Origin of the sequence: Arthrobacter sp. StoSoilB13, assembly GCF_019977255.1 — a bacterium.
Lineage (GTDB): Bacteria > Actinomycetota > Actinomycetes > Actinomycetales > Micrococcaceae > Arthrobacter.
Genome location: NZ_AP024649.1, coordinates 940,108 through 958,364, shown reverse-complemented (window position 1 = coordinate 958,364; position 18,257 = coordinate 940,108). Strand labels below are relative to the sequence as shown.

General features: G+C 62.4%; 20 protein-coding genes and 1 tRNA gene. 7 read left to right on the top strand and 14 right to left on the bottom strand.

Going from position 1 to position 18,257, the window contains the following annotated elements; all coding sequences use genetic code 11:
* Positions 1-89 precede the first annotated feature (89 nt).
* On the top strand, positions 90-743 hold the full coding sequence (gene phoU, locus LDP01_RS23070; RefSeq protein ID WP_224094474.1) for a phosphate signaling complex protein PhoU: 654 nt from the start codon (positions 90-92) through the stop codon (positions 741-743).
* 162 nt (positions 744-905) lie between these two features.
* Here the strand turns inward: phoU and LDP01_RS23065 are convergent, their stop codons facing one another.
* Positions 906-1,652, bottom strand: a complete 747-nt coding sequence (locus LDP01_RS23065; RefSeq protein WP_224094473.1) for a phosphoglyceromutase — start codon at positions 1,650-1,652, stop codon at positions 906-908.
* A 131-nt stretch (positions 1,653-1,783) separates the two neighbouring features.
* Between LDP01_RS23065 and LDP01_RS23060 the strand changes: the two genes are divergently transcribed.
* Positions 1,784-2,605: a class I SAM-dependent methyltransferase gene (locus tag LDP01_RS23060; protein WP_224094472.1), complete on the top strand. Its 822-nt coding sequence runs from the start codon at positions 1,784-1,786 to the stop codon at positions 2,603-2,605.
* 6 nt (positions 2,606-2,611) lie between these two features.
* Here LDP01_RS23060 and LDP01_RS23055 read toward each other — a convergent pair whose 3' ends face one another.
* Positions 2,612-2,953 (bottom strand): DUF2516 family protein, encoded by a 342-nt coding sequence (locus LDP01_RS23055; protein ID WP_216921243.1) that lies wholly within the window; start codon positions 2,951-2,953, stop codon positions 2,612-2,614.
* Positions 2,954-2,963: 10 nt separating this feature from the next.
* Complete coding sequence (locus LDP01_RS23050; protein WP_224094471.1) at positions 2,964-4,148, bottom strand: trans-sulfuration enzyme family protein; 1,185 nt, start codon at positions 4,146-4,148, stop codon at positions 2,964-2,966.
* Positions 4,149-4,222: 74 nt separating this feature from the next.
* Here LDP01_RS23050 and tmk point away from each other — a divergent pair, with 74 nt between their 5' ends.
* Genes tmk through LDP01_RS23035 form a run of 3 tightly spaced genes read left to right on the top strand, consistent with a single transcriptional unit; the run spans position 4,223 to position 7,664 of the window.
* On the top strand, positions 4,223-4,897 hold the full coding sequence (gene tmk / locus LDP01_RS23045) for a dTMP kinase (RefSeq protein ID WP_224094469.1): 675 nt from the start codon (positions 4,223-4,225) through the stop codon (positions 4,895-4,897).
* The gene (locus LDP01_RS23040) at positions 4,894-6,045 is read left to right on the top strand and encodes a DNA polymerase III subunit delta' (protein WP_224094467.1); all 1,152 of its coding nucleotides are present in this window, start codon (positions 4,894-4,896) and stop codon (positions 6,043-6,045) included. Before tmk ends, LDP01_RS23040 begins: the two co-directional genes overlap by 4 nt.
* Before the next feature lie 8 nt (positions 6,046-6,053).
* Positions 6,054-7,664, top strand: a complete 1,611-nt coding sequence (locus LDP01_RS23035) for an alpha/beta hydrolase (RefSeq protein ID WP_224094465.1) — start codon at positions 6,054-6,056, stop codon at positions 7,662-7,664.
* 21 nt (positions 7,665-7,685) lie between these two features.
* Here the strand turns inward: LDP01_RS23035 and LDP01_RS23030 are convergent, their stop codons facing one another.
* Positions 7,686-8,417, bottom strand: coding sequence for an HAD family hydrolase (locus tag LDP01_RS23030; RefSeq protein WP_224094463.1), 732 nt, complete (start codon positions 8,415-8,417; stop codon positions 7,686-7,688).
* A 217-nt stretch (positions 8,418-8,634) separates the two neighbouring features.
* On the opposite strand from LDP01_RS23030, the gene LDP01_RS23025 reads away from it, so the two are divergent.
* Positions 8,635-8,707: transfer RNA gene (locus LDP01_RS23025), tRNA-Thr, on the top strand.
* Between the two features lie 232 nt (positions 8,708-8,939).
* On the opposite strand, the gene LDP01_RS23020 is transcribed toward LDP01_RS23025, so the two are convergent.
* From LDP01_RS23020 to LDP01_RS23010, 3 genes are read right to left on the bottom strand one after another with little or no spacing between them, the layout of a single operon-like run.
* Positions 8,940-10,346 (bottom strand): amidase, encoded by a 1,407-nt coding sequence (locus LDP01_RS23020; protein WP_224094461.1) that lies wholly within the window; start codon positions 10,344-10,346, stop codon positions 8,940-8,942.
* The gene (locus LDP01_RS23015) at positions 10,343-10,558 is read right to left on the bottom strand and encodes a hypothetical protein (protein WP_224094459.1); all 216 of its coding nucleotides are present in this window, start codon (positions 10,556-10,558) and stop codon (positions 10,343-10,345) included. Before LDP01_RS23015 ends, LDP01_RS23020 begins: the two co-directional genes overlap by 4 nt.
* Positions 10,555-11,928, bottom strand: a complete 1,374-nt coding sequence (locus tag LDP01_RS23010) for an amidohydrolase family protein (RefSeq protein WP_224094458.1) — start codon at positions 11,926-11,928, stop codon at positions 10,555-10,557. The genes LDP01_RS23015 and LDP01_RS23010 overlap by 4 nt, the downstream gene beginning before the upstream one ends.
* A 92-nt stretch (positions 11,929-12,020) precedes the next feature.
* Here LDP01_RS23010 and LDP01_RS23005 point away from each other — a divergent pair, with 92 nt between their 5' ends.
* On the top strand, positions 12,021-12,932 hold the full coding sequence (locus LDP01_RS23005) for a polysaccharide deacetylase family protein (protein ID WP_224094456.1): 912 nt from the start codon (positions 12,021-12,023) through the stop codon (positions 12,930-12,932).
* 95 nt (positions 12,933-13,027) lie between these two features.
* On the opposite strand, the gene LDP01_RS23000 is transcribed toward LDP01_RS23005, so the two are convergent.
* The 7 genes from LDP01_RS23000 to LDP01_RS22970 all read right to left on the bottom strand — a co-directional run bounded on the left by LDP01_RS23000 (position 13,028) and on the right by LDP01_RS22970 (position 18,255).
* A complete protein-coding gene (locus LDP01_RS23000; RefSeq protein WP_224094455.1) occupies positions 13,028-13,747 on the bottom strand; it encodes a maleate cis-trans isomerase family protein in 720 nt (239 codons plus the stop codon).
* 2 nt (positions 13,748-13,749) lie between these two features.
* Complete coding sequence (locus LDP01_RS22995) at positions 13,750-14,367, bottom strand: cupin domain-containing protein (protein ID WP_224094454.1); 618 nt, start codon at positions 14,365-14,367, stop codon at positions 13,750-13,752.
* Positions 14,368-14,480: 113 nt separating this feature from the next.
* Positions 14,481-15,203, bottom strand: coding sequence for an aldolase/citrate lyase family protein (locus tag LDP01_RS22990; RefSeq protein ID WP_224094453.1), 723 nt, complete (start codon positions 15,201-15,203; stop codon positions 14,481-14,483).
* Positions 15,204-15,264: 61 nt separating this feature from the next.
* Positions 15,265-15,525, bottom strand: a complete 261-nt coding sequence (locus LDP01_RS22985; protein WP_224094452.1) for a cupin domain-containing protein — start codon at positions 15,523-15,525, stop codon at positions 15,265-15,267.
* A 165-nt stretch (positions 15,526-15,690) separates the two neighbouring features.
* Positions 15,691-16,623 carry a polysaccharide deacetylase family protein gene (locus tag LDP01_RS22980; protein WP_224094451.1) on the bottom strand — a complete coding sequence of 311 codons (933 nt, stop codon included), beginning with the start codon at positions 16,621-16,623 and terminating at the stop codon, positions 15,691-15,693.
* Between the two features lie 37 nt (positions 16,624-16,660).
* Positions 16,661-17,485 (bottom strand): MBL fold metallo-hydrolase, encoded by an 825-nt coding sequence (locus tag LDP01_RS22975; protein WP_224094450.1) that lies wholly within the window; start codon positions 17,483-17,485, stop codon positions 16,661-16,663.
* Positions 17,482-18,255 (bottom strand): MBL fold metallo-hydrolase, encoded by a 774-nt coding sequence (locus LDP01_RS22970; RefSeq protein ID WP_224094449.1) that lies wholly within the window; start codon positions 18,253-18,255, stop codon positions 17,482-17,484. The genes LDP01_RS22975 and LDP01_RS22970 overlap by 4 nt, the downstream gene beginning before the upstream one ends.
* Positions 18,256-18,257: the final 2 nt, after the last annotated feature.

The following is an 18,257-nucleotide window of genomic DNA, read 5'->3' as shown; positions in this document are numbered from 1 at the left end:
CTCCTGACACAGTTAGTGGTTGGACTGCCAATGGTTTTTGAAATCCGTACCCCATCATGGGACAGGATTTCCAAGGAAAGGACGCCTTAGTGCGCAAGGTTTTTCAGGAGGAGCTCACCCAGGTCGGTGACGACCTCGTCGAGATTTCCAAACTGGTTCACGAAGCAATCACGAAGGCCACCACTGCCTTCGAAGGCGCCGACGTCGATCTTGCCCAGGACGTCATCGCGGCAGACGCGCGCATCGACTTCCTGCAGAACAGCCTCGACGAACGTGCCATCGACATTCTCGCCCTGCAAGGTCCCGTCGCCAGCGACCTGCGCATGATTGTTGGTTCGCTCCGTATGAGTGCGTCGCTGGAGCGTATGGGCGACCTCGCCCGCCACGTGGCGCAACTCGCCCGCCTGCGCTACCCCTCCACTGTCATTCCGACGTCCCTGACCCAGACCTTCAAGGCGATGGCCCAGCACGACATCGACATCACGGCCAAGGTCACCGAACTCCTCGAGACCCGCAACCTTGAGGTGGCCCGTGACATCCTCAAGATCAACATCGCCGTGGACGACCTCCACCTGAGCGTCTTCAAGGCGATTGCTTCCCCTGGTTGGAACGAAACTGCTTCCACCACGGTGGATGTGGCCCTGGCCAGCCGCTACTTCGAGCGCTTCGCGGACCACGGCGTTTCCGTTGCCCGCAAGGTTACATACCTCGTCACGGGCGAATGGCAGCCTGAGGGCTTCTAAGCCCGTCCCTGCATAAACAGCGACTCCCTGCATAACAGCAACGGCGGCCGGTCACCTGGGGTGACCGGCCGCCGTCGTTAACACACTACGTAGCTGGTGCCGCGGGCAGGCTGCGTCCAAGGGAGGAACGACCGGGCAGCCGCCGCGGCAGTAGCGTAGAGCCTACTTCTTACCCTGGTTCGCTACAGCCAGGATCGCATCTGCTGCCGCCTCGGGGTCCAGGTACGTGCCGCCCGGGTTGATCGGCTGGAAGTCCTCGTCCAGTTCATACACCAGCGGGATGCCCGTGGGAATGTTCAGTCCTGCGATGGCCTCGTCGCTGATGCCGTCCAGGTGCTTGACCAGCGCGCGCAGGGAGTTGCCGTGCGCGGTAACCAGGACGGTCTTGCCGGCCTTGAGGTCTTCCTTGATGTCCGATTCCCAGTACGGGAGGAGGCGGACCAGGACGTCCTTGAGGCATTCGGTCCGCGGGAGGGCGTCACCGAGGTCCTTGTAGCGGACGTCGTGTGCCTGCGAGAATTCGCTGTCGTCCGACAGGGGCGGCGGCGGGGTGTCGTAGCTGCGGCGCCATTCCATGAACTGCTCTTCGCCGAACTCGGCGAGAGTCTGGGCCTTGTCCTTGCCCTGCAGCGCACCGTAGTGGCGCTCGTTGAGGCGCCAATCGCGCTTGACCGGAATCCAGCCGCGGTCGGCCTTGTCCAGGGCAATGTTGGCGGTGTTGATGGCCCGCTTCAAGAGCGAGGTGTACAGGATGTCCGGGAGGATGTCGTTCTCAACCAGGAGTTCCCCACCGCGCACTGCTTCGGCGCGGCCTTGGTCGTTCAGGTCAACGTCCACCCAACCGGTGAACAGGTTCTTGGCGTTCCAGTCGCTGTGGCCGTGGCGCAGCAGAATCAGCTTGTAAGTCATGGTTTTCATCCTAGCCGAGGGGTCCTGTGCCTTGCCGGGCGTTACGTTTCTCAACGCGGGGTCATCTACGGCCCATAAAGCCGCTCCGCATGGGCCGTAAGTGACCCCGCGTTGCAGGATAAAGTGGGTTCGTGGTGCAAAAAGCCGAACGGGTGAATACTTCCCGAAGTCGAAGTGGGAAGCCTGTTGGCAACGTCACCCGCGGCACCACGAACCCCAACCGCATGCGCCGTTTGGATCGGTGGCTCGCCGGTCCGCAGGCGTGGCGGCTCCGCGCCGCCGTCGACCCCTTGGTTGTGGACCTGGGCTATGGCGCCTCGCCGGCCACCGCCGTTGAACTGTTTGAACGACTGCAGGCCGTCCGTTCGGACGTTCGCGTCTGCGGGATCGAAATTGAGCCTGAGCGGGTACGTACGGCCAAGGCGCTGGAACGCCCCGGGCTCAGCTTCCACGTAGGTGGGTTCGAAGTGCCGGTTCCCGGCGACCCCATACTTGTGCGGGCCTTCAATGTGCTCCGTCAGTATGAGGAGGCGGACGTGGCCGGGATCTGGAGCCTGGTTCAGTCCCGTCTGGCTCCGGGTGGCCTGTTCATCGATGGCACCTGCGACGAGATCGGCCGGTGTGTCACGTGGGTGGCCTTGGACCGTGACCGCCCCTTGAGCCTTGGTTTCTCGGTGCGGTTCGGCAGTTTTGAGCTGCCGTCGGAAATGGCCGAGCGGCTGCCCAAAGCCCTGATCCACCGGAATGTGCCGGGCGAACCCATCCATACGTTCCTGCGGGCCATGGACAAGGCATGGCTGGAGGTCGCGCCACTGGCATCGTTCGGCAACCGGCAGCGCTGGACGGGAATGTGCCGCATACTGCGCGACGCCGGGTGGCCGCTTCAGGATGGCCCGTCGCGGTGGCGTCTGGGTGAAGTTACGGTGGCGTGGGACGCGGTTGCGCCGAAGTAGCGTTGTTTACCAGGGTCCGTAGGGACCGACGTTGCGGTTGCCGCCGCTGCCTGCTTCGCGGACTGCTGGACGGACGTCAGCAAGGTAGACGCAGGATGCGGTTACTGCGGCAATGCCGAACAGGCCGAGACCGCTTCCACCGCTCAAGAGGGTCAACGCGCCGATGGCAAAAGCAACGCCGGTGAGGGCCAACCAGAACGTCTTGGTGCGCTTGGAGGCGGCCACGAACAGCGTCGGCCGGTGGCGCAAACAATCCACAAACGCCCACAGCTCAAGGACAACGGCCACCAAGCCAAGGATGAAGTAGACCGCGTTGGTGACAATCGCGATCAAGAATTTTCCGTCCACGCCCCTTAGCCTAACTGTCCAGCGACTTCAGCGCTTGCTCGAGGTCGGACCAGAGGTCTTCCACGTTCTCGATCCCCACGCTTAAACGGACCAGGTTCTCGGGGACACTGACCGGCTCAGCCGTGTGCCGGCGTCGACGTTCGATCAGCGACTCAACCCCGCCCAAGGATGTCGCCGGGAGCCAGAGCTGGAGCGCGCGGACCAGTTCGTCGGCGGCGTCAGCGCCGCTGCGGGACTCGTCACCGGCGATCTGGATGCACAGGATGGAACCGAATCCCTTCATCTGGTCCTTGGCGCGCTCATGCCCCGGATCCGTGGGGAGGCCCGGATAACGGATGGACTCTACCCTCGGATGGGTGCTGAGGCGCTCGGCGAGCACTGCCGCGGAGGCCTGCGAACGCTCGATCCGCAGCGCGAGGGTGCGCAGTCCGCGCAGCGCCAGCCACGCTTCGAACGGCCCGGCGATGCCGCCGTGGATGATGCGGTGGTGCAGGAGCGTGGCCCGCAGTTCCGGGTTGGAGGTCACCAAGGCGCCCAGTACGACGTCGGAATGGCCGGCCAGGTATTTGGTCACCGAGTGCAGCACGACGTCGGAGCCCAGGCTCAGCGGCTGCTGCACCAAGGGAGTGGAGAAAGTGTTGTCCGTGACCACGATCGCGCCCACAGCGTGGGCGGCGTCGGTGAGCGCCCGGACGTCGGCAATGCCAAGCATGGGGTTGGTGGGGCTTTCCAGCCAGAGCAGGTCCGCGGCTTTGCCCTCTTCCGGGCTGATCAACGCCTTCACGGCGTCCGTGTCCGCAATGTCCACGAGACGGAGCTCCAGGAAGCCCTTCTCCGCGAGTTCAGTCGCCATCACCAAGGAACCTGAGTAGCTGTGCGATGGCATGACTACAACTCCACCGGCTGGTACCAAGGAGAGAGCCGAGCTGACTGCAGCGAGCCCGGATGCGTAGAGCAAGCCGGGCAGCTTTGCGCCTTCCAGCTTGCCCAGGGCGTCCTCGAACGGGTCCCAGGTGGGGTTGGCGTAGCGGCCATAGCCGCGATCGCCGTCGCCAAGAGAACCGGTTCCAAAGTATGTGGAGGACAGGACGATGGGCGGATTCACCGGTTCATCGTGTTTGCGCTCGGGGCGGCCCGCAGCCACCACAACGGTTTCCGGGGACAAATCGGCTGCGCGCTGATCGGAAAGGCTCATGGTTTCAGGGTAGTCGTGGGCGAGCCTGTGGATGAAAGCCGTTACGGTTTGCCCCTGATCGGTAGGCTAGACAGGTGAGTATTCAGAGCCCCGGCCTTTTTATTGCTTTCGAGGGCGGAGATGGAGCGGGCAAGTCCACCCAGGCTGCCCGGCTCTGCGATGCCCTCGAATCGCGGGGCCTGTCCGTGGTGCGCACGCGCGAACCCGGCGGCACGCCCATCGGAGAAAAGCTGCGCTCCCTTGTGCTGGACCATGGCCACGGCACCATCGATGCCCGCACAGAGGCCCTGATGTTCGCGGCGGCCCGGGCAGCGCACGCCAGCCAGGTGATCCGTCCGGCGCTTGCAGCCGGTCGTGTGGTCATCACGGACCGCTACATTGACTCGTCCGTTGCCTATCAAGGTGTTGGCCGCGGGCTCGGGGCAGAGGGTGTTTTGTCCCTCAACGAATGGGCCACGGAAGGCCTGCATCCGGACCTGACTGTACTGCTCGACGTCGAGCCCTCCGACGGCCGCGAACGCCGCACCGCCGGTGCGGCTGCTGAGGACCGTTTGGAATCGGAGCCTGACGCGTTCCATTCCACCATCCGCCACGCCTTCCTTGATCTCGCCGCTGCTGCTCCCTCGGATTACCTGGTCTTGCCTGCCAAATCAGACATTTCGACGCTGGCCGCGCAGATCCTCGAACGGGTGGAATCCTTGCTGGCTGAGCGCGGGCTGGGCGAGCGTGTTTCCGGGAACCACCTGTGAGCGTTTGGGACGACCTCCAAGGCCAGGCGCCGGTCGTTGCCCAGCTCAAGCAGGCAGCGCAGGGCGAAACCGGCCTCACTCATGCCTGGCTCTTCACGGGCCCTCCGGGATCGGGCCGTTCCAATGCTGCCAAGGCCTTCGCTGCCGCGCTGAACTGCGAGCAGGACGACGTCACTTTGCGTGGCTGCGGCGAGTGCGCGGCGTGCCACACGATCCTGGGCGAGACCCATTCGGATGTCACGTTCGTGCGAACCGAAAAAGTCACCATCACCATTGACGAAGCCCGCGAACTTGTCTCAAAGGCCGGTGACCGGCCCGCCACTGGCCGATGGCGGATCATCATCGTTGAGGATGCGGACCGTATGGCGGAACGAACCACCAACGTCCTCTTGAAGGCCATCGAGGAACCAACTCCGCGTACCATCTGGATGCTGTGCGCCCCATCGCCGGCAGACGTACTGGTTACCATCCGCTCGCGGTGCCGTCCCGTCAGCCTGCGACTTCCGCCAGCGTCCGACGTCGCGGCATTGCTGGTAAGGCGCGACGGCATTGATCCTGAACTCGCGGACCGGGCTGCCCGAGCAGCACAAAGCCACATCGGGATTGCCCGCCGCCTCGCCCGGGACGCTGATGCCCGCGAACGCCGTCTGGAAACGGTTCGCATCCCGCTGGGGCTCCGTGGGGTTACGGCAGCGGTGATGATGGCGGAGAAACTCGTCAAGATCGCTACCGATGAAGCCAACAGCTCCAATGATGAACGCGACGCGGCGGAGAAAATTGCGCTTTTGGCAAGCCTCGGCGCACCAGAGTCGGGCACGCTGCCACCCTCAATGCGGAGTCAGGTGAGGCAGCTTGAGGACGACCAAAAACGCCGTGCCAAGCGCTCCATCACGGACTCCCTGGACCGCACGCTGACCGATCTGTTGTCCTTCTACCGGGACGTCCTGATCATCCAATTGGGGAACGCAGTGGAGCTGGTCAACGTTGAGCTCAAGAGCGATCTTGAAGAATACGCCGCCCGCTCAACCCCGGAAGCGACCCTCGCCCGGATGGACGCGATCAACAAGGCCCGTGTCCGCATTACCACCACCAATGTTGCGCCGCTGTTGGCGGTCGAGTCCATGGCGACGAGCCTCATCCAGCAATAGGAGAATGCATGAAGTCCGCACTTCGCCGGCCCGCCGGTGCCCGTTCAAGGGACCGGTCTGTCCAGCCTGCTGCGGGCGGGGGTGCTAGGCTGCGGGGTTTCGCGGCCCTCTGCTTGGCCCTTGCCTCCCTGCTGGTGCTCAGTGCCTGCTCGTTGCCTTTCCTGCCAACACCTACTGCGAAGCCGAGCACCAGCACTGTTGACCCGTCCATTGCGGCCTCGGCGCCTAAGGGACTCGAAAAGTATTATTCGCAGTCCGTGAAATGGAGCTCATGTGAGGATGGGTTCCAGTGCGCTGAAGTGAAGGTTCCCTTGGACTACGGCAATCCGGACTCCGCCGAAATCACGCTGTCCGCCATCAAATTGCCCAGCACGGGCACCAAGAAGGGTTCCATCCTGGTCAATCCGGGAGGTCCGGGCGGCTCCGGTGTCGACTTCGTCAAGGATGCGGGAAACACGCACTTCACCGAGAAGCTCCGGGCCAACTTCGACGTGGTGGGCTTCGACCCCCGCGGCGTCAAGCGGTCCGCTCCGGTCACCTGCATGTCGGATGCCGAACGGGACGCCGCGCGCGAGAAAGTATTCCGGAAGGAAACGGACCAGGGCCTGGCGGCGGCATTGGCCTTCAACAAGTCCTTGGCTGAGAAGTGCGTCGAGAAGACCGGACCCGTGCTCGAACACATTGATACCGTCAGTGCTGCCAAGGACCTGGACGTCCTGCGTGCCGTCGTCAACGATGCCAAGCTCAATTACCTGGGCTATTCCTACGGTACTTTCCTGGGTTCCACCTACGCCTCGCTGTTCCCGGAGAACGTCGGGCACCTCGTCCTTGACGGTGCCGTGGACCCGTCCATCAGCAACGAGGAACTGACTGCGGGGCAGGCAAGAGCCTTTGAAAAGGCCCTCCGCACCTACGTGGACGACTGCCTTCGTCAAAAGGAATGCCCCCTCAGCGGCTCCGTTGATAATGGAATCCAGGAAATCAGGGATCTCATCAACGCAGTGGACCAGAACCCGCAAACAGCCAAGGACGGAAGGCTGGTGACCGGGACCGAGTTTGTCAACGGGCTCTTCCTCCCGCTCTATGACAACCAAAGCTGGCCGGCATTGACCCAGGCCCTGGACAGCGCATTCTCCGGCGACGTGTCCCAGATGATGCGCATCGCCGATCTCGGGGCCGACCGCGAAGCCAATGGTACGTACAGTTCAAACTCGGCATTCGCGTTCCAGGCCATCAACTGCCTCGACTACCCAATGGTCACTGATACCGCTGGCATGAGGGCGGAGGAAACCCGCCTCAAGCAGGAATCTCCGACCTTCGGCGCATTCTTCGCCTACGGCGGGGTCACCTGCAAGGACTGGCCCTACAAGAACACCCGCACGCCTGCTCCCGTGGACTACACCGGCTCCGCCCCCATTGTCGTTATCGGCACCACGGGAGACCCGGCCACCCCCTTGGAGTGGGCGCAGTCGCTGCGCAAACAGCTTGAAAATGCCTCTCTGGTCACGTGGGAAGGCGAAGGGCACACAGCCTACGGCCGCTCGAACTCATGCGTCAGCACCGCCGTCGACGATTACTTTGTTGACGGAAAGCTGCCGCAGGACGGGCTCCAGTGCTAGGCCTGCCGTGACCTAAGGGTGCTAGACGCGCCTGGCCTCCCGTTTCTCCAGCAGGAGCGGCAGCTGCTTGATGGAATCCACGACGACGGTGGCGCCCGCTGCGCGCAGCGTCGCCTCGGAGTGGAAGCCTGTGAGGACTCCGGTAATCAGCGAAGCACCTGAGCGAACCCCCGAGAGCATGTCTGAGCTGGTGTCTCCGATGACGGCCACCTCACGAACATCGTCCAGGTCCAAAGCCAGCAACGCCGTCAGGATCATGTCAGGGAAGGGGCGGCCCCGTCCGGCATCTGCCGGACACAAACTGAGGTCCGCCAAACCCATCCAGCCCAGTGATTCAAGGACCATGTTCTGCGTGTGACGGCCAAAGCCTGTGGCAAGGCAGACCTGCATGCCGGACTCCCGCATCCAGACAATGGCATCCTCCGCACCGGGAATAGCGCGGATACCACCGTCCTCAATCAGCTCGTCATAAGCCCTCTCGAAGGCCTTGTTCGCGCTCTCTGCAACACCAGGGTCACCAAAAAGGTCCCCAAAGACGGCCATTTTCGAGAAGCCCATGGTGTCACGTGCATAACCGAGCATGCTCTCGAAGCGGGTGCTGCCTGGTTCTACGCCATGCTCCGCCAACGCCCGGGACAACGCCCGCTCCGTGCGCCCATTGTCGGTAATGGTGGTTCCCACCATGTCCACCACAGCCAGCCGCAGCCGCGTGTGGGTGTGGCTGGTATCCCTGGTCATTGCGTCCCCGGTCATTGCGCGGCTCCTTCGGCTGGTTTTGCGTGGCTGGATATAACCGCCACCGTTGATTTCCCAGCCTCCGGCGGCCGGGAAAAGGCCGCCTGAACCCGGCCCGACGTGCAAGTGAACATCCCCGCAACGGCCGCCACCGCCCTCGTTTTGACCCGGGCGCGGTGCCTCTATTACAGTTATGTCTTGCGTGATCGCCCGGGAAACCGGTGATGGACGCGGTGCTTCCTTAGCTCAGTCGGTAGAGCGTTTCACTCGTAATGAAAAGGTCATCAGTTCGATTCTGATAGGAAGCTCGGTAGAGAACCCCTGGAAATCAAAGGATTTCCAGGGGTTCTCGTGTTTTCGCTTGTTTCGCGCCCCAGCGGTTTTCGGTTTCGCCGGTTAGCGGTTTGGCTGGCGACACCCATATTCGTGCGCGCCACAACGATGGGTTGACGCCCCGGGAATCCAGGCGTCCTCAGCCCGTTTCAGGGTCCGTGGGGAATTTGGGTGTCATCGGCCAAGCACTCCCTGACGCGCAGATGCCTACCCAACAGTTTGTGGCAGCATATGGACCGGCACGAACCCCTTCCATTGCGTGGCGCGCTCATAGGCTTGGGCGATCGCGAGGACCCTGGCATCGGCGTGTTCCGGTCCCATGATGTGCAGACCAACGGGCTGCCCGTTTGAGAAGCCACAGGGAATACTCACCCCAGGCATGCCGGTCAGATTCGCAGCTGAGAGCATGCGAAGGGCAGCCGAAAGGGAGTCCTCTCCGGGGGAACCAGTCAGTTCAGAGGACATCGTCTGAGCCAAGGGGGCGATCGTCGGCAGCGTAGGTGACACGAGTCCATGTACTCCAGCCTGTGCCATGGCGCGCGGCAAGAACCACCGGAGGTGCGCCCTTACCTGCCACGCCAGGTGAAGGTCCTCCTCGGAAGCCAGCGCACCTGTTTCGATCATGATGCGGGTGGCGGGCAAGTATCGTTCCGCCGCGCTGCCCAGCCGGACGCGATGATGTTGGGCAGCTTCGGAAAGAGAGATTGCGACGCTGGCATGCAGGGCAAGGTCAAGCTCGGGAAGCGGAAGTTCCACGACCTCGAATCCAAGGTCCCTGAATACACGAAGCGCTCCTTCCACGGCCTCCGTGACTTCCGCGGTAACTCCCCATTCCGACCACATTCTGCGATCGACCCCAAGCCTGACCGGAACAAGGGGGGCACGGATTTGGGCTGAGACTGGCCCGCCAAGCAGCGCCATGCCCTGTGGCTCCACCATGCCGTCCAGAAGCGCCGCGCAGTCTTCGACGCTCCGGGCAATAGGTCCCACGTGATCCATGGTGTGGCTTACGTGAAGGATGCCAGTGGAAGAAGCGACGCCGTAGCTTGGCTTGAGCCCCACCAGCCCGTTGATGGCGGCCGGGTTCCGGACGGAGCCACCGGTATCAGTGCCCAGCGCCCCGGGAATTGAGCCCACAGCAACGGCAACGCCCGATCCAACGGATGAGCCTCCTGCGTACCGGTCAGGGCCCCAAGGGTTTCGCGACGGTGGAGTTCCTTGTCCGAAGGCGAACTCGTGTGTTTGAAGCTTCCCGAGGATCACGGCACCGCTTTCACGGAGTCGGCGTACCACTCCGGCGTCGTCCGGCGCGATATTCCCACGGAGGCTTTCGGAGCCGGCCTCCGTCGGCATCCCCTGGACGTCGATGACGTCCTTCATTCCGATGGGGATCCCGTGAAGGCTGCCTGCGAATTGGCCCCCGATGGCCAGGTCATCGGCGATGCGGGCCGCTTCACGTGCGCCGCGTTCGTCGATATGCGCCCAGGCCCGGGCATACTCCTCTGTGGCCCGGGCACGATCCAGAACAGCGTCGAGCAGTTCAACAGCGGACAAGTGGCGACGCCGGATGAGTACAGCTGCTTCCGCGATGCCCAGTTCCCACGCTTCCGTCAAGGATTCACCTCCCGTTTTGCGTCGGTCTCCTTTTCCAAAAGGATTTGCTGTTCAAAGGCAGCCTTCAGGGAATCCATCCCAGTCCGGAAGTCGCGGTAGGCACTCTCCAGCGCGGGAAGGTCCTGCTGGGCAATCGAAGCTCCAACCAGCTCATGGACGATTGCCAGTTGGTGACTGCTCAACGGCAGCGCCTTGTTGGATGCTTGACTCATCGGTGCGCCTCCGGGGTGAGCCGTCCATCGCGAACCACGCAGACGCCGTCTGCCAGAACAAAACGTACATCCCTGAAATCCCCGGCGTTGGCGACCACTACATCCCCGACTCGCCCAGCCTCGAGCCGCCCGCTTCCGGGTGCGATGCCCGGAACCAGATCAGCCACGGCAGAGGTTGCCATGGCGACGGCACCCGCCAGGGATCGGTGTCCGTGCGCCGCAATATCCTGGACGGCAGAGATTAGCTCGTCATGGTCCCCGTCGTGTCCATAGTCGGTCCCGATGACTGAGATCAGGCCGGTTTCCTGAAGCAGCAAGTCCCAGTGCTCGCGCGTAGTCACCGTTCGCCGGCGGTGCAGGAGATCAAACACTGAAGCCTCAGCCGGCCAACCCATTTTTCTGCCCAGGACAGCCAGTTCGTAGGCCTCGGCCGGCGTGTGGGACGGGTGGTTGGCGTGCGCGGCAATCACCGTGGCTCCCGTTCCAGCAAGCTCGGGCATCAGTTCCCTTAGAACGCTGGCGGTTGCTGATGCGCTGTGCACGATGGCCGGCACGCCAAACTTCGACGCCGCACGGACACCCTCCCGAATTCCTTCGATGGCCGGGACAAATGACGGCATCACCGTGTCCTTGACGAGCTTCACCAGCTGGGTTGCTGTGAAGGCGTCCGCCAGGCCAGCGTCCTGGGCCGCCCCCGCAAGGGCTGCCGGATCGAATGCGCGGACGTCGATGAACCTGCCCAGGACTGCTTCCTTGATGCGGCGGGCTTGATCAATAGTGACTCGAATGCTGGAGGCTTTTTGGATAGCCGCAGGGATGTAGACGAGGTCCTGCCCTCCGCCGCCCAGGGTTTGTCCACCGCCCAACTCACCGATGGCGACAGCGCCGTCGTCGAGTATCGCCTCAACGGTGAGTTCGCCCGCCTCGACTGTAAGACCCCGGCCGTCCGCCAGAGCTGCGGCCCGCAAGCAATGGGGTAGATGGGTCGTTGCACCACGGACGTGCACGGCGTGCCTTTTGTCTGCTTCGCGGACATCGTCCATGGAGGCGAAACCACAGAGGCTGAGCACTGTGGTGGTTCCCGCCAAAAGGTGCCTGTCCAGATTCGCCATCCATCGCTCGGCAGGCAGCGCCGGTGCCGCACTCGGGAACAGCGGGCCCGGGGTCACTCCGTGGGTGTGGATATTGATCAGGCCTGGCATGACCACGCACCCGGATGCCTCGATGACTTCGCCGTCAAACGGCTGACCTGCATCCCATCGGTGGAGCACATCCGCGATGCGGCCATCGCGGATGACTACCGCGCCGCCGTCGGTGACTGTGTCGCCGGACGCCGTAATAACGATGCCTCCACGGATGAGCGTAGACATTCAGGCCCCTCTCGGCTAGTTTCATCATATCGAAGTTTGCTTCACTATAGCCGTAACGCTGCGGCGCAGGAACCCCCGAGATGGAGAAGCCAATGGCACAGCCACCCACGCAGCGGGATTTCGTCGGATATGGCGAAACGCCGCCAGAGTTCCGCTGGCCGGGCAATGCCAGGGTGGCAGTTTCCCTCGTGATCAATGTGGAAGAGGGTGCCGAGCGCAGCATCGCCCGCGGCGACAAGGCCGACGACCTGGCGGCACACTGGATTCCCGCCCAGCCAGCAGCAGTACGCAACGTCGCCCTGGAATCAGCCTTCGAATACGGCTCCAGGGCTGGCATCTGGCGCTTGCTGAGGATCCTGCGGAAACACAGAGTCCAAGCGACCGCCTTCTGCTGTGCCGCAGCGTTGCAGCTCAACCCTCTAATTGCTGCAGCGTTGGTCCGCGACGGTCATGAGATCGCAGATCACGGGAACCAGTGGGACACGCACACAGACCTCGACGACGACGCGGAGCACCGCCTGATTGTCGCGTCCAAGGACGCGATTATGGAGAGTACAGGCCACGTCCCCACGAGTTGGTACTCGCGGGATGGCCTCAAACCGGGGACCCGCCAGGCTCTCGCTACCAACGGGTTCGCGTACGAATCGAACAGTTTCAATGACGACCTGCCGCATTGGGGCAGTGGCCAAGGAAATCCGCGCCTTCCAGTCCTGCCGTACGCGGGTGATACCAACGATTCCGGGCTGTTCAAGCAATTCCCCACCGCGACAGCGTTCGGCAACCACCTCACCGCCGCATTGGACATGCTGCTCGAAGATCCCCGCGGCGGCCCCTCCGTGATGAGCGTCGGACTACACCCCCGGCTCATTGGACGGCCGGGGTACGCAGTGGCGCTCGAGCGATTCATCTCCCACGCACGCCAGAAGGATGCCTGGTTCGCGACACGCATGGACATCGTCAATGCCTGGCTGGACGTTACGGCGGGCGGAGCAGACGACTGCTGAACACACGACGGCGGCGGGTCACCGGCGTTGCAGGGCACCTCATAGGGCTTCCGGGAAGCTGAGCTCGGGCCACTTCCATTCAGGGCCAGCCGCTTCTACTCCAAAGCCAGGAGCGCTCCCCATCCCGGGATCGGCCGGGCCACCCCGGCAATGCGGAGCAGATGCCAAAGAGTCGCGATGGCACTGTCGACTACGGGAATGCCGAACTCCTGCTCAAGGCCGGCGACGAAGTATCCCGAGCGAAGGTTGGTTCCGATGCACACCACGGCATCCATGTCCGCAGTGAAGGCGGGCCTCATCAGGCCCACGACTCCGGACTTGTCCAGTCGGGCTATTTCCGGGTTGGTCATCACCACCTCCGGAACCGAAATACCTGTGACGTCAATGCCGTGGGCCGCGTACTCCTCCTGAATCAGGGAAGCAATAGTGCCGGGCCCTGGAAAAACGAGGCCGACGCGCGTCGCCTTCAAGACTGCAAGGGCCTCGACGACGGCCACGGATGCGGTGGTTGCGGGCGCGCCGCACACGGACTCAAGCCCGGCACAAAGTCCGTGATCGCCTGCGATGCCCGTCCAGGAACCGGATGTGCCGTGGAAGGCGATGGCTTGCAGCTCGGCGTCATTCAACAGGGAAGGAGCCTCTCCGAGGACGCCCAGGTCAACTGGATCATCAAGCCGTGGAGGCAGACGGAAGCGGCTGTAGTGCACTCCAAGATCGGGCTGTTCCGCAAGGATCGATGCTGTGAGGGTTTCCGCATTCGAATTGCTCGACGGCACCAGGATGCCAAGCCTGGTCTTCGGGCCGGGAGCGCCCACGTTTAGTGCGCTTTGCCGAGAGAGGGCGGCGTGGAGATCGCGAGCATGACTGCGGCCGAATTCGTTTGGTTGCTCCACCAATGTGGCAAGGAAGCGTCGTACGTCAGGCTGTCGCCGGCTTCCAGCACGAAATCCTGGCCACCGATGGTCGCCACCAGAGTGCCGGCCTGCAGGATGACACATTCCTCGCCCTCGTGGGAGTGCGGAACGTGTGCGCCCTCGAAGTTGGCTGGAATGGTCATGCTGATGACGCCGAGCTTGCGCTCCGAATCCGGAACGATCAGCTCCATGATGATGCCCTGGGAAGGAATTTCGATGCGTCGCCGATCGGCCCGGCGTACCAGCATGTGGTCCTGGCCCTCATTCGGGTCCATGAACATGCTTGCCAACGGAAGGTCCAGCGAGTTTGCCAAACGAAGCAGCGTCGCAAAGGAAGGATTACCGATTCCGCGCTCGATCTGGCTAATGAGTCCCGCGCTGACGCCTGCGCGTTCAGCAAGCTCCTCCACCGTGAAACGGCCGAGGCGTTGCTGTTTGATCATGGCCCCGAGATGGGCAATCCAGAAGTCGCGTTCCAGGGACTCGGTTACTTCGCCTTGTGCTGTGTCTGTACCGTCCACGACGACTCCTTCATTAGTCCTCGGTTTTGCGTCAGTATATCGAAGATGATTTCGCTTGGATGCCTTTTTGAAGGCAACGGTTTCGACGGCGGATGCGTCCTTGGCAAGGTTGCTCACGCCGCCCGCAACCCGGCGTAACCGGTAAGCATTGAAGCAACCTCTTTCTCCCAATAGACGGCACAACGGTCAGCGCCACGGCTGAAAACAGTCGCCGCTGCGGCCATTGCGGGCGCAGGAACTCCAATGCTGTAGCCAGCCCCTGCAACAATGTCGACCACATGCTTGATGGCTTCCTGCAAGGCTTCGGGGCGCTCTTCTCCATGTCGACGGAGATCCGTGCCCAGGTCAGTCGGACCCACCCACCCTCCGGCAAATGCGTCACTGTCAACGAACTCCTTGACCCGTTCCACAGCTTCTGCCGTCTCGAACAACACGGTCAACAAGGGAGAGAAGGAATAGTCCAACCCAAAGGACGAAGCGGGCGTGACTTGGTGGGGACGTGAACCCACGGGGGCGTACCTCGTAGCCTCGTAAGCCCGTTCGAGTTGGTCCACGGTGCGCAGCTGCGGAAGGACTATCTCGTCTACCCCGGTGTTCGCGAAGGCCACCAGTGTGTTCGGTTCCAAGTCCGGTACCCGCACTGCCACGTGCACCCCGGAGCCAGCCAGCCGTTGCACTGCATCACGGCATTGCCGGACGGAAATCCCCGTCTGTTCAGCGTCCAGGACAAGGAAGTCAACCCCGGCATGCGCGAGGAGTGCCAGCAAAGTAGGGGTGGGGTCGGCGGTGATGATGCCAACGCTGCGTTTCAGGGCCGGAGGCTGTTCCTGGTTCACGTGTGGTCCTCCTGAAAGTGATGATGACGAATGGATCTGGCCTTGGCGTCCGCTGGAGACTTCACTCATCCGGAACGAATTGCCAGTCAGCAGGCTTGCTCACACCAACCACGAGATCCACATTTTCTGAACCATCGTTGGTGAGTCCGTGGGTAGTCCCGCGGGGGATGTAAATGCCATCGCCCGGTTTTGCCCGGTAGGTGAGGTCGCCAAGATGGACAATCGGGGTCCCGCTGACGACAACATAGAACTCTGATGCGTCCGGGTGATGGTGGCAGAGGTGGTGCTGGCCGGGAAGGATCCGGCCCCAGCTGACGCACAAATCATCTGAACCGCTGAGGTCCCGGGAGATGAGTGTGCTGACCAGGCCCTTGGTCGCGCTGACCGTTGAGTCCTACCTTGTCCAAGGCAGTAAAGCCTTGCTCATGGACGTTGTGCACCAGCCGATCGATGTTGACTGTGGCTGTTTGCCCGTCTCCGGTTCCCATCACGCCGCCCCCTCGAAAGCAGCCTCGGCCGGTCTGGCGTTTACCTCCACGGGCGGGTGCTCCATCCACCACCGCGCAATCTCCTCACGGGTGGCGAACCAGACTCCCTCTTTGGCAAGGGCGTACTCAAGAAAACGGCGCACTCCGTGGGCAACGCTGGGCCGCCCGCCAATCCTCAAATGCAGCCCGACTGACATCATCTTGGGCACGGTTTCGCCTTCAATCAGCAGGCAGTCCAGAGAGTCCCTCAACACGTTGAAGAAATCCTCCGCGGTGCCCAGGCTCCCGTTGCCCCAGAAGCGGGCATCGTTCGTGTCACCCGAGTATGGCACCACCAAGTGATTGTGCGTGCCGGCCTTCACATAGTAGGGAAGATCGTCTGCGTAGGAATTGGAATCGTAAAGAACGCCTTCCTCGGCCAGGATGGTCCGAGTGTTCTCGGTGATGCCCTCACGGACATACCAACCCACCGGCCGCACTCCGGACACGGCCTCGACGGCGGCCAAGGACTTCCGGATTTCCTGCCGTTCTTCATCCGGCTCCATTCCCACCGTTCCGCGCCACTTGTAGCCGTGGGCGCAGATCTCATGACCATCCCGGACAATAGCAACGGCCGCGTCCGGATTCCGTTCAAGGGCAGCTCCACAGGCCATAACGGTTGCTGGAACGTTGTACTCCCTGAACATGCCCAGGTATCGCCAAATGCCGACGCGGCTGCCGTATTCGAAGAAGGACTCCTTCATAAGGCTGCGCCGCGAGGGGTCAGAGGACCATCCGCCAAAGATGGAAACGTCCTCGTCCCGCTCATCTCCTGCTTCGATGGAACTTTCAGCGCCTTCCTCGTAGTTCAGCACCAAGGAGACGGCTACCTTGGCACCGTGAGGCCAAGTGACAATCGGGGGATTCTCCCCATATCCAATCAGGTCCCGCATTGACTCTCTCCTTGCTGTTCATGGTGACGGGAGTTCATTAGAGCCGCCGTCCTTCGTAAACCTTGCGGTGGGCCGCCAGCGATGTCTTGAGCATGCCCTGGACGTCGTCAATGACATTTCCGTGGGCGGGCCCTATCAACCTGGCCGGGTAGTTTTCCAAGGATTCCTCGATGCTTCGGAACGCACTGCCGACATCAACGAATTTGGTCCAGTACAGTGCACGGCCCGTGCCATAGGCCGCCTGCTCCACGGACGGCGGTTCCGGCATCTCGGAGGAGAGCAAGCGGCACTGCCCTGGCAGATGCACGGGTTCGTCGTCGTCATCCGGTCCTGGTATGTCGTGGATGTAGGAAAAGCCATCGGAAACGAACATGATCGCCGCACCGGAGTCGTAGCCCCAGAGAGTGTTCTCCAGGTCGCGGATGTAAGCCGGAAGGAAATGGAACTCCCTGTCCCCCAGATCAATCGACTCCCCAGCCCGCCTGGCCGTCAGACGGTCTGCATACTCGGGGAAATGGAGTGCATAATCACGAACGTCCCCAACTACGACAGCCGAGGGATAACGCTCCAACAGAACGGGAAGATTACCAGCATGCGGGATTTCCGGATGCGTCGGGAAGACGTAGTCCAGCGATCTGCTTCCAAGGGCATTCTCCAGTTCGGCCAGGACCGTATCCCTGTGCGCGGGATCTCCCGTGTCCACCAGGATGGATGCTTCGGAGCCCATCACCAGATAAGACGAGACGTGGTAGTGGACTTCCTGTCCCTCGGCGCTGGCGGACAGGCAACCGCCCAGCCAATGCACACCCTCTGCGATGACGCGACCCTTGGTGGACTCCCCGCCCGAAACCTCGACACTCACTGGCTACCTACCTTCCTGATCGCCTCGGCCAGGATGGCGGCCTCGGCGGCAGATTCGCTAGCGCCAACGATTGGCTCGCCGTACCCGGGTCCGATCGCCTCAACCTGCCGCCGAAGGATTACTTCTTCAACGTCCCGCCCAATGTCCCTCGTATCCGCCTGGGCAAACCACTGGAACTTATGCAGTCCCGCCGCCGGGGAGCTCCCCACGGAGCTGTCTGGGGAGCGATGCGTGAATGCGTCCGAGGTCAGGAGCACCTTGGAGACTGGATCGAAGATCCAAAGTGTTGGCAGCAGCCGCATCAACGGCGATACGAACTCCAACGTCAGGCCGCCCATAACCTCCACTTCACGGGAGGTTCCAGGATTGACCATGATGCGCTGCGGTGATGCAGCCATCCTCGGCACCGTAATTCCCCCGGTGTACCAGACCGATTCGACATTGAACCGTGCTTCGATGGCCGGAAGGTTCAGGCAACATTCCATTTCCGTTCGTGTCAGCACCACAACCAGTGGTTCCCCTTGTTCCAGGAGAGAGTCCAGCTGCCGGATGATGTCTGCCTCATGAAGCCGGATACCCGTATCCACCAGCACCGAGCCGTTGTCTCCCTTAATGAGGTAGCAATTGACAGCCTGGGTGGTTCGGGTGCCGGGCGGGCACCAGCTGACGTTTTCATCCAGGACGATATTTGCTCCCAAACGATAAATGCGGTCTCCGATGAGGCTGTGGGCGCCGGTGACCGCCGCCCGTTGGGCTGTACGTGGATTCAACG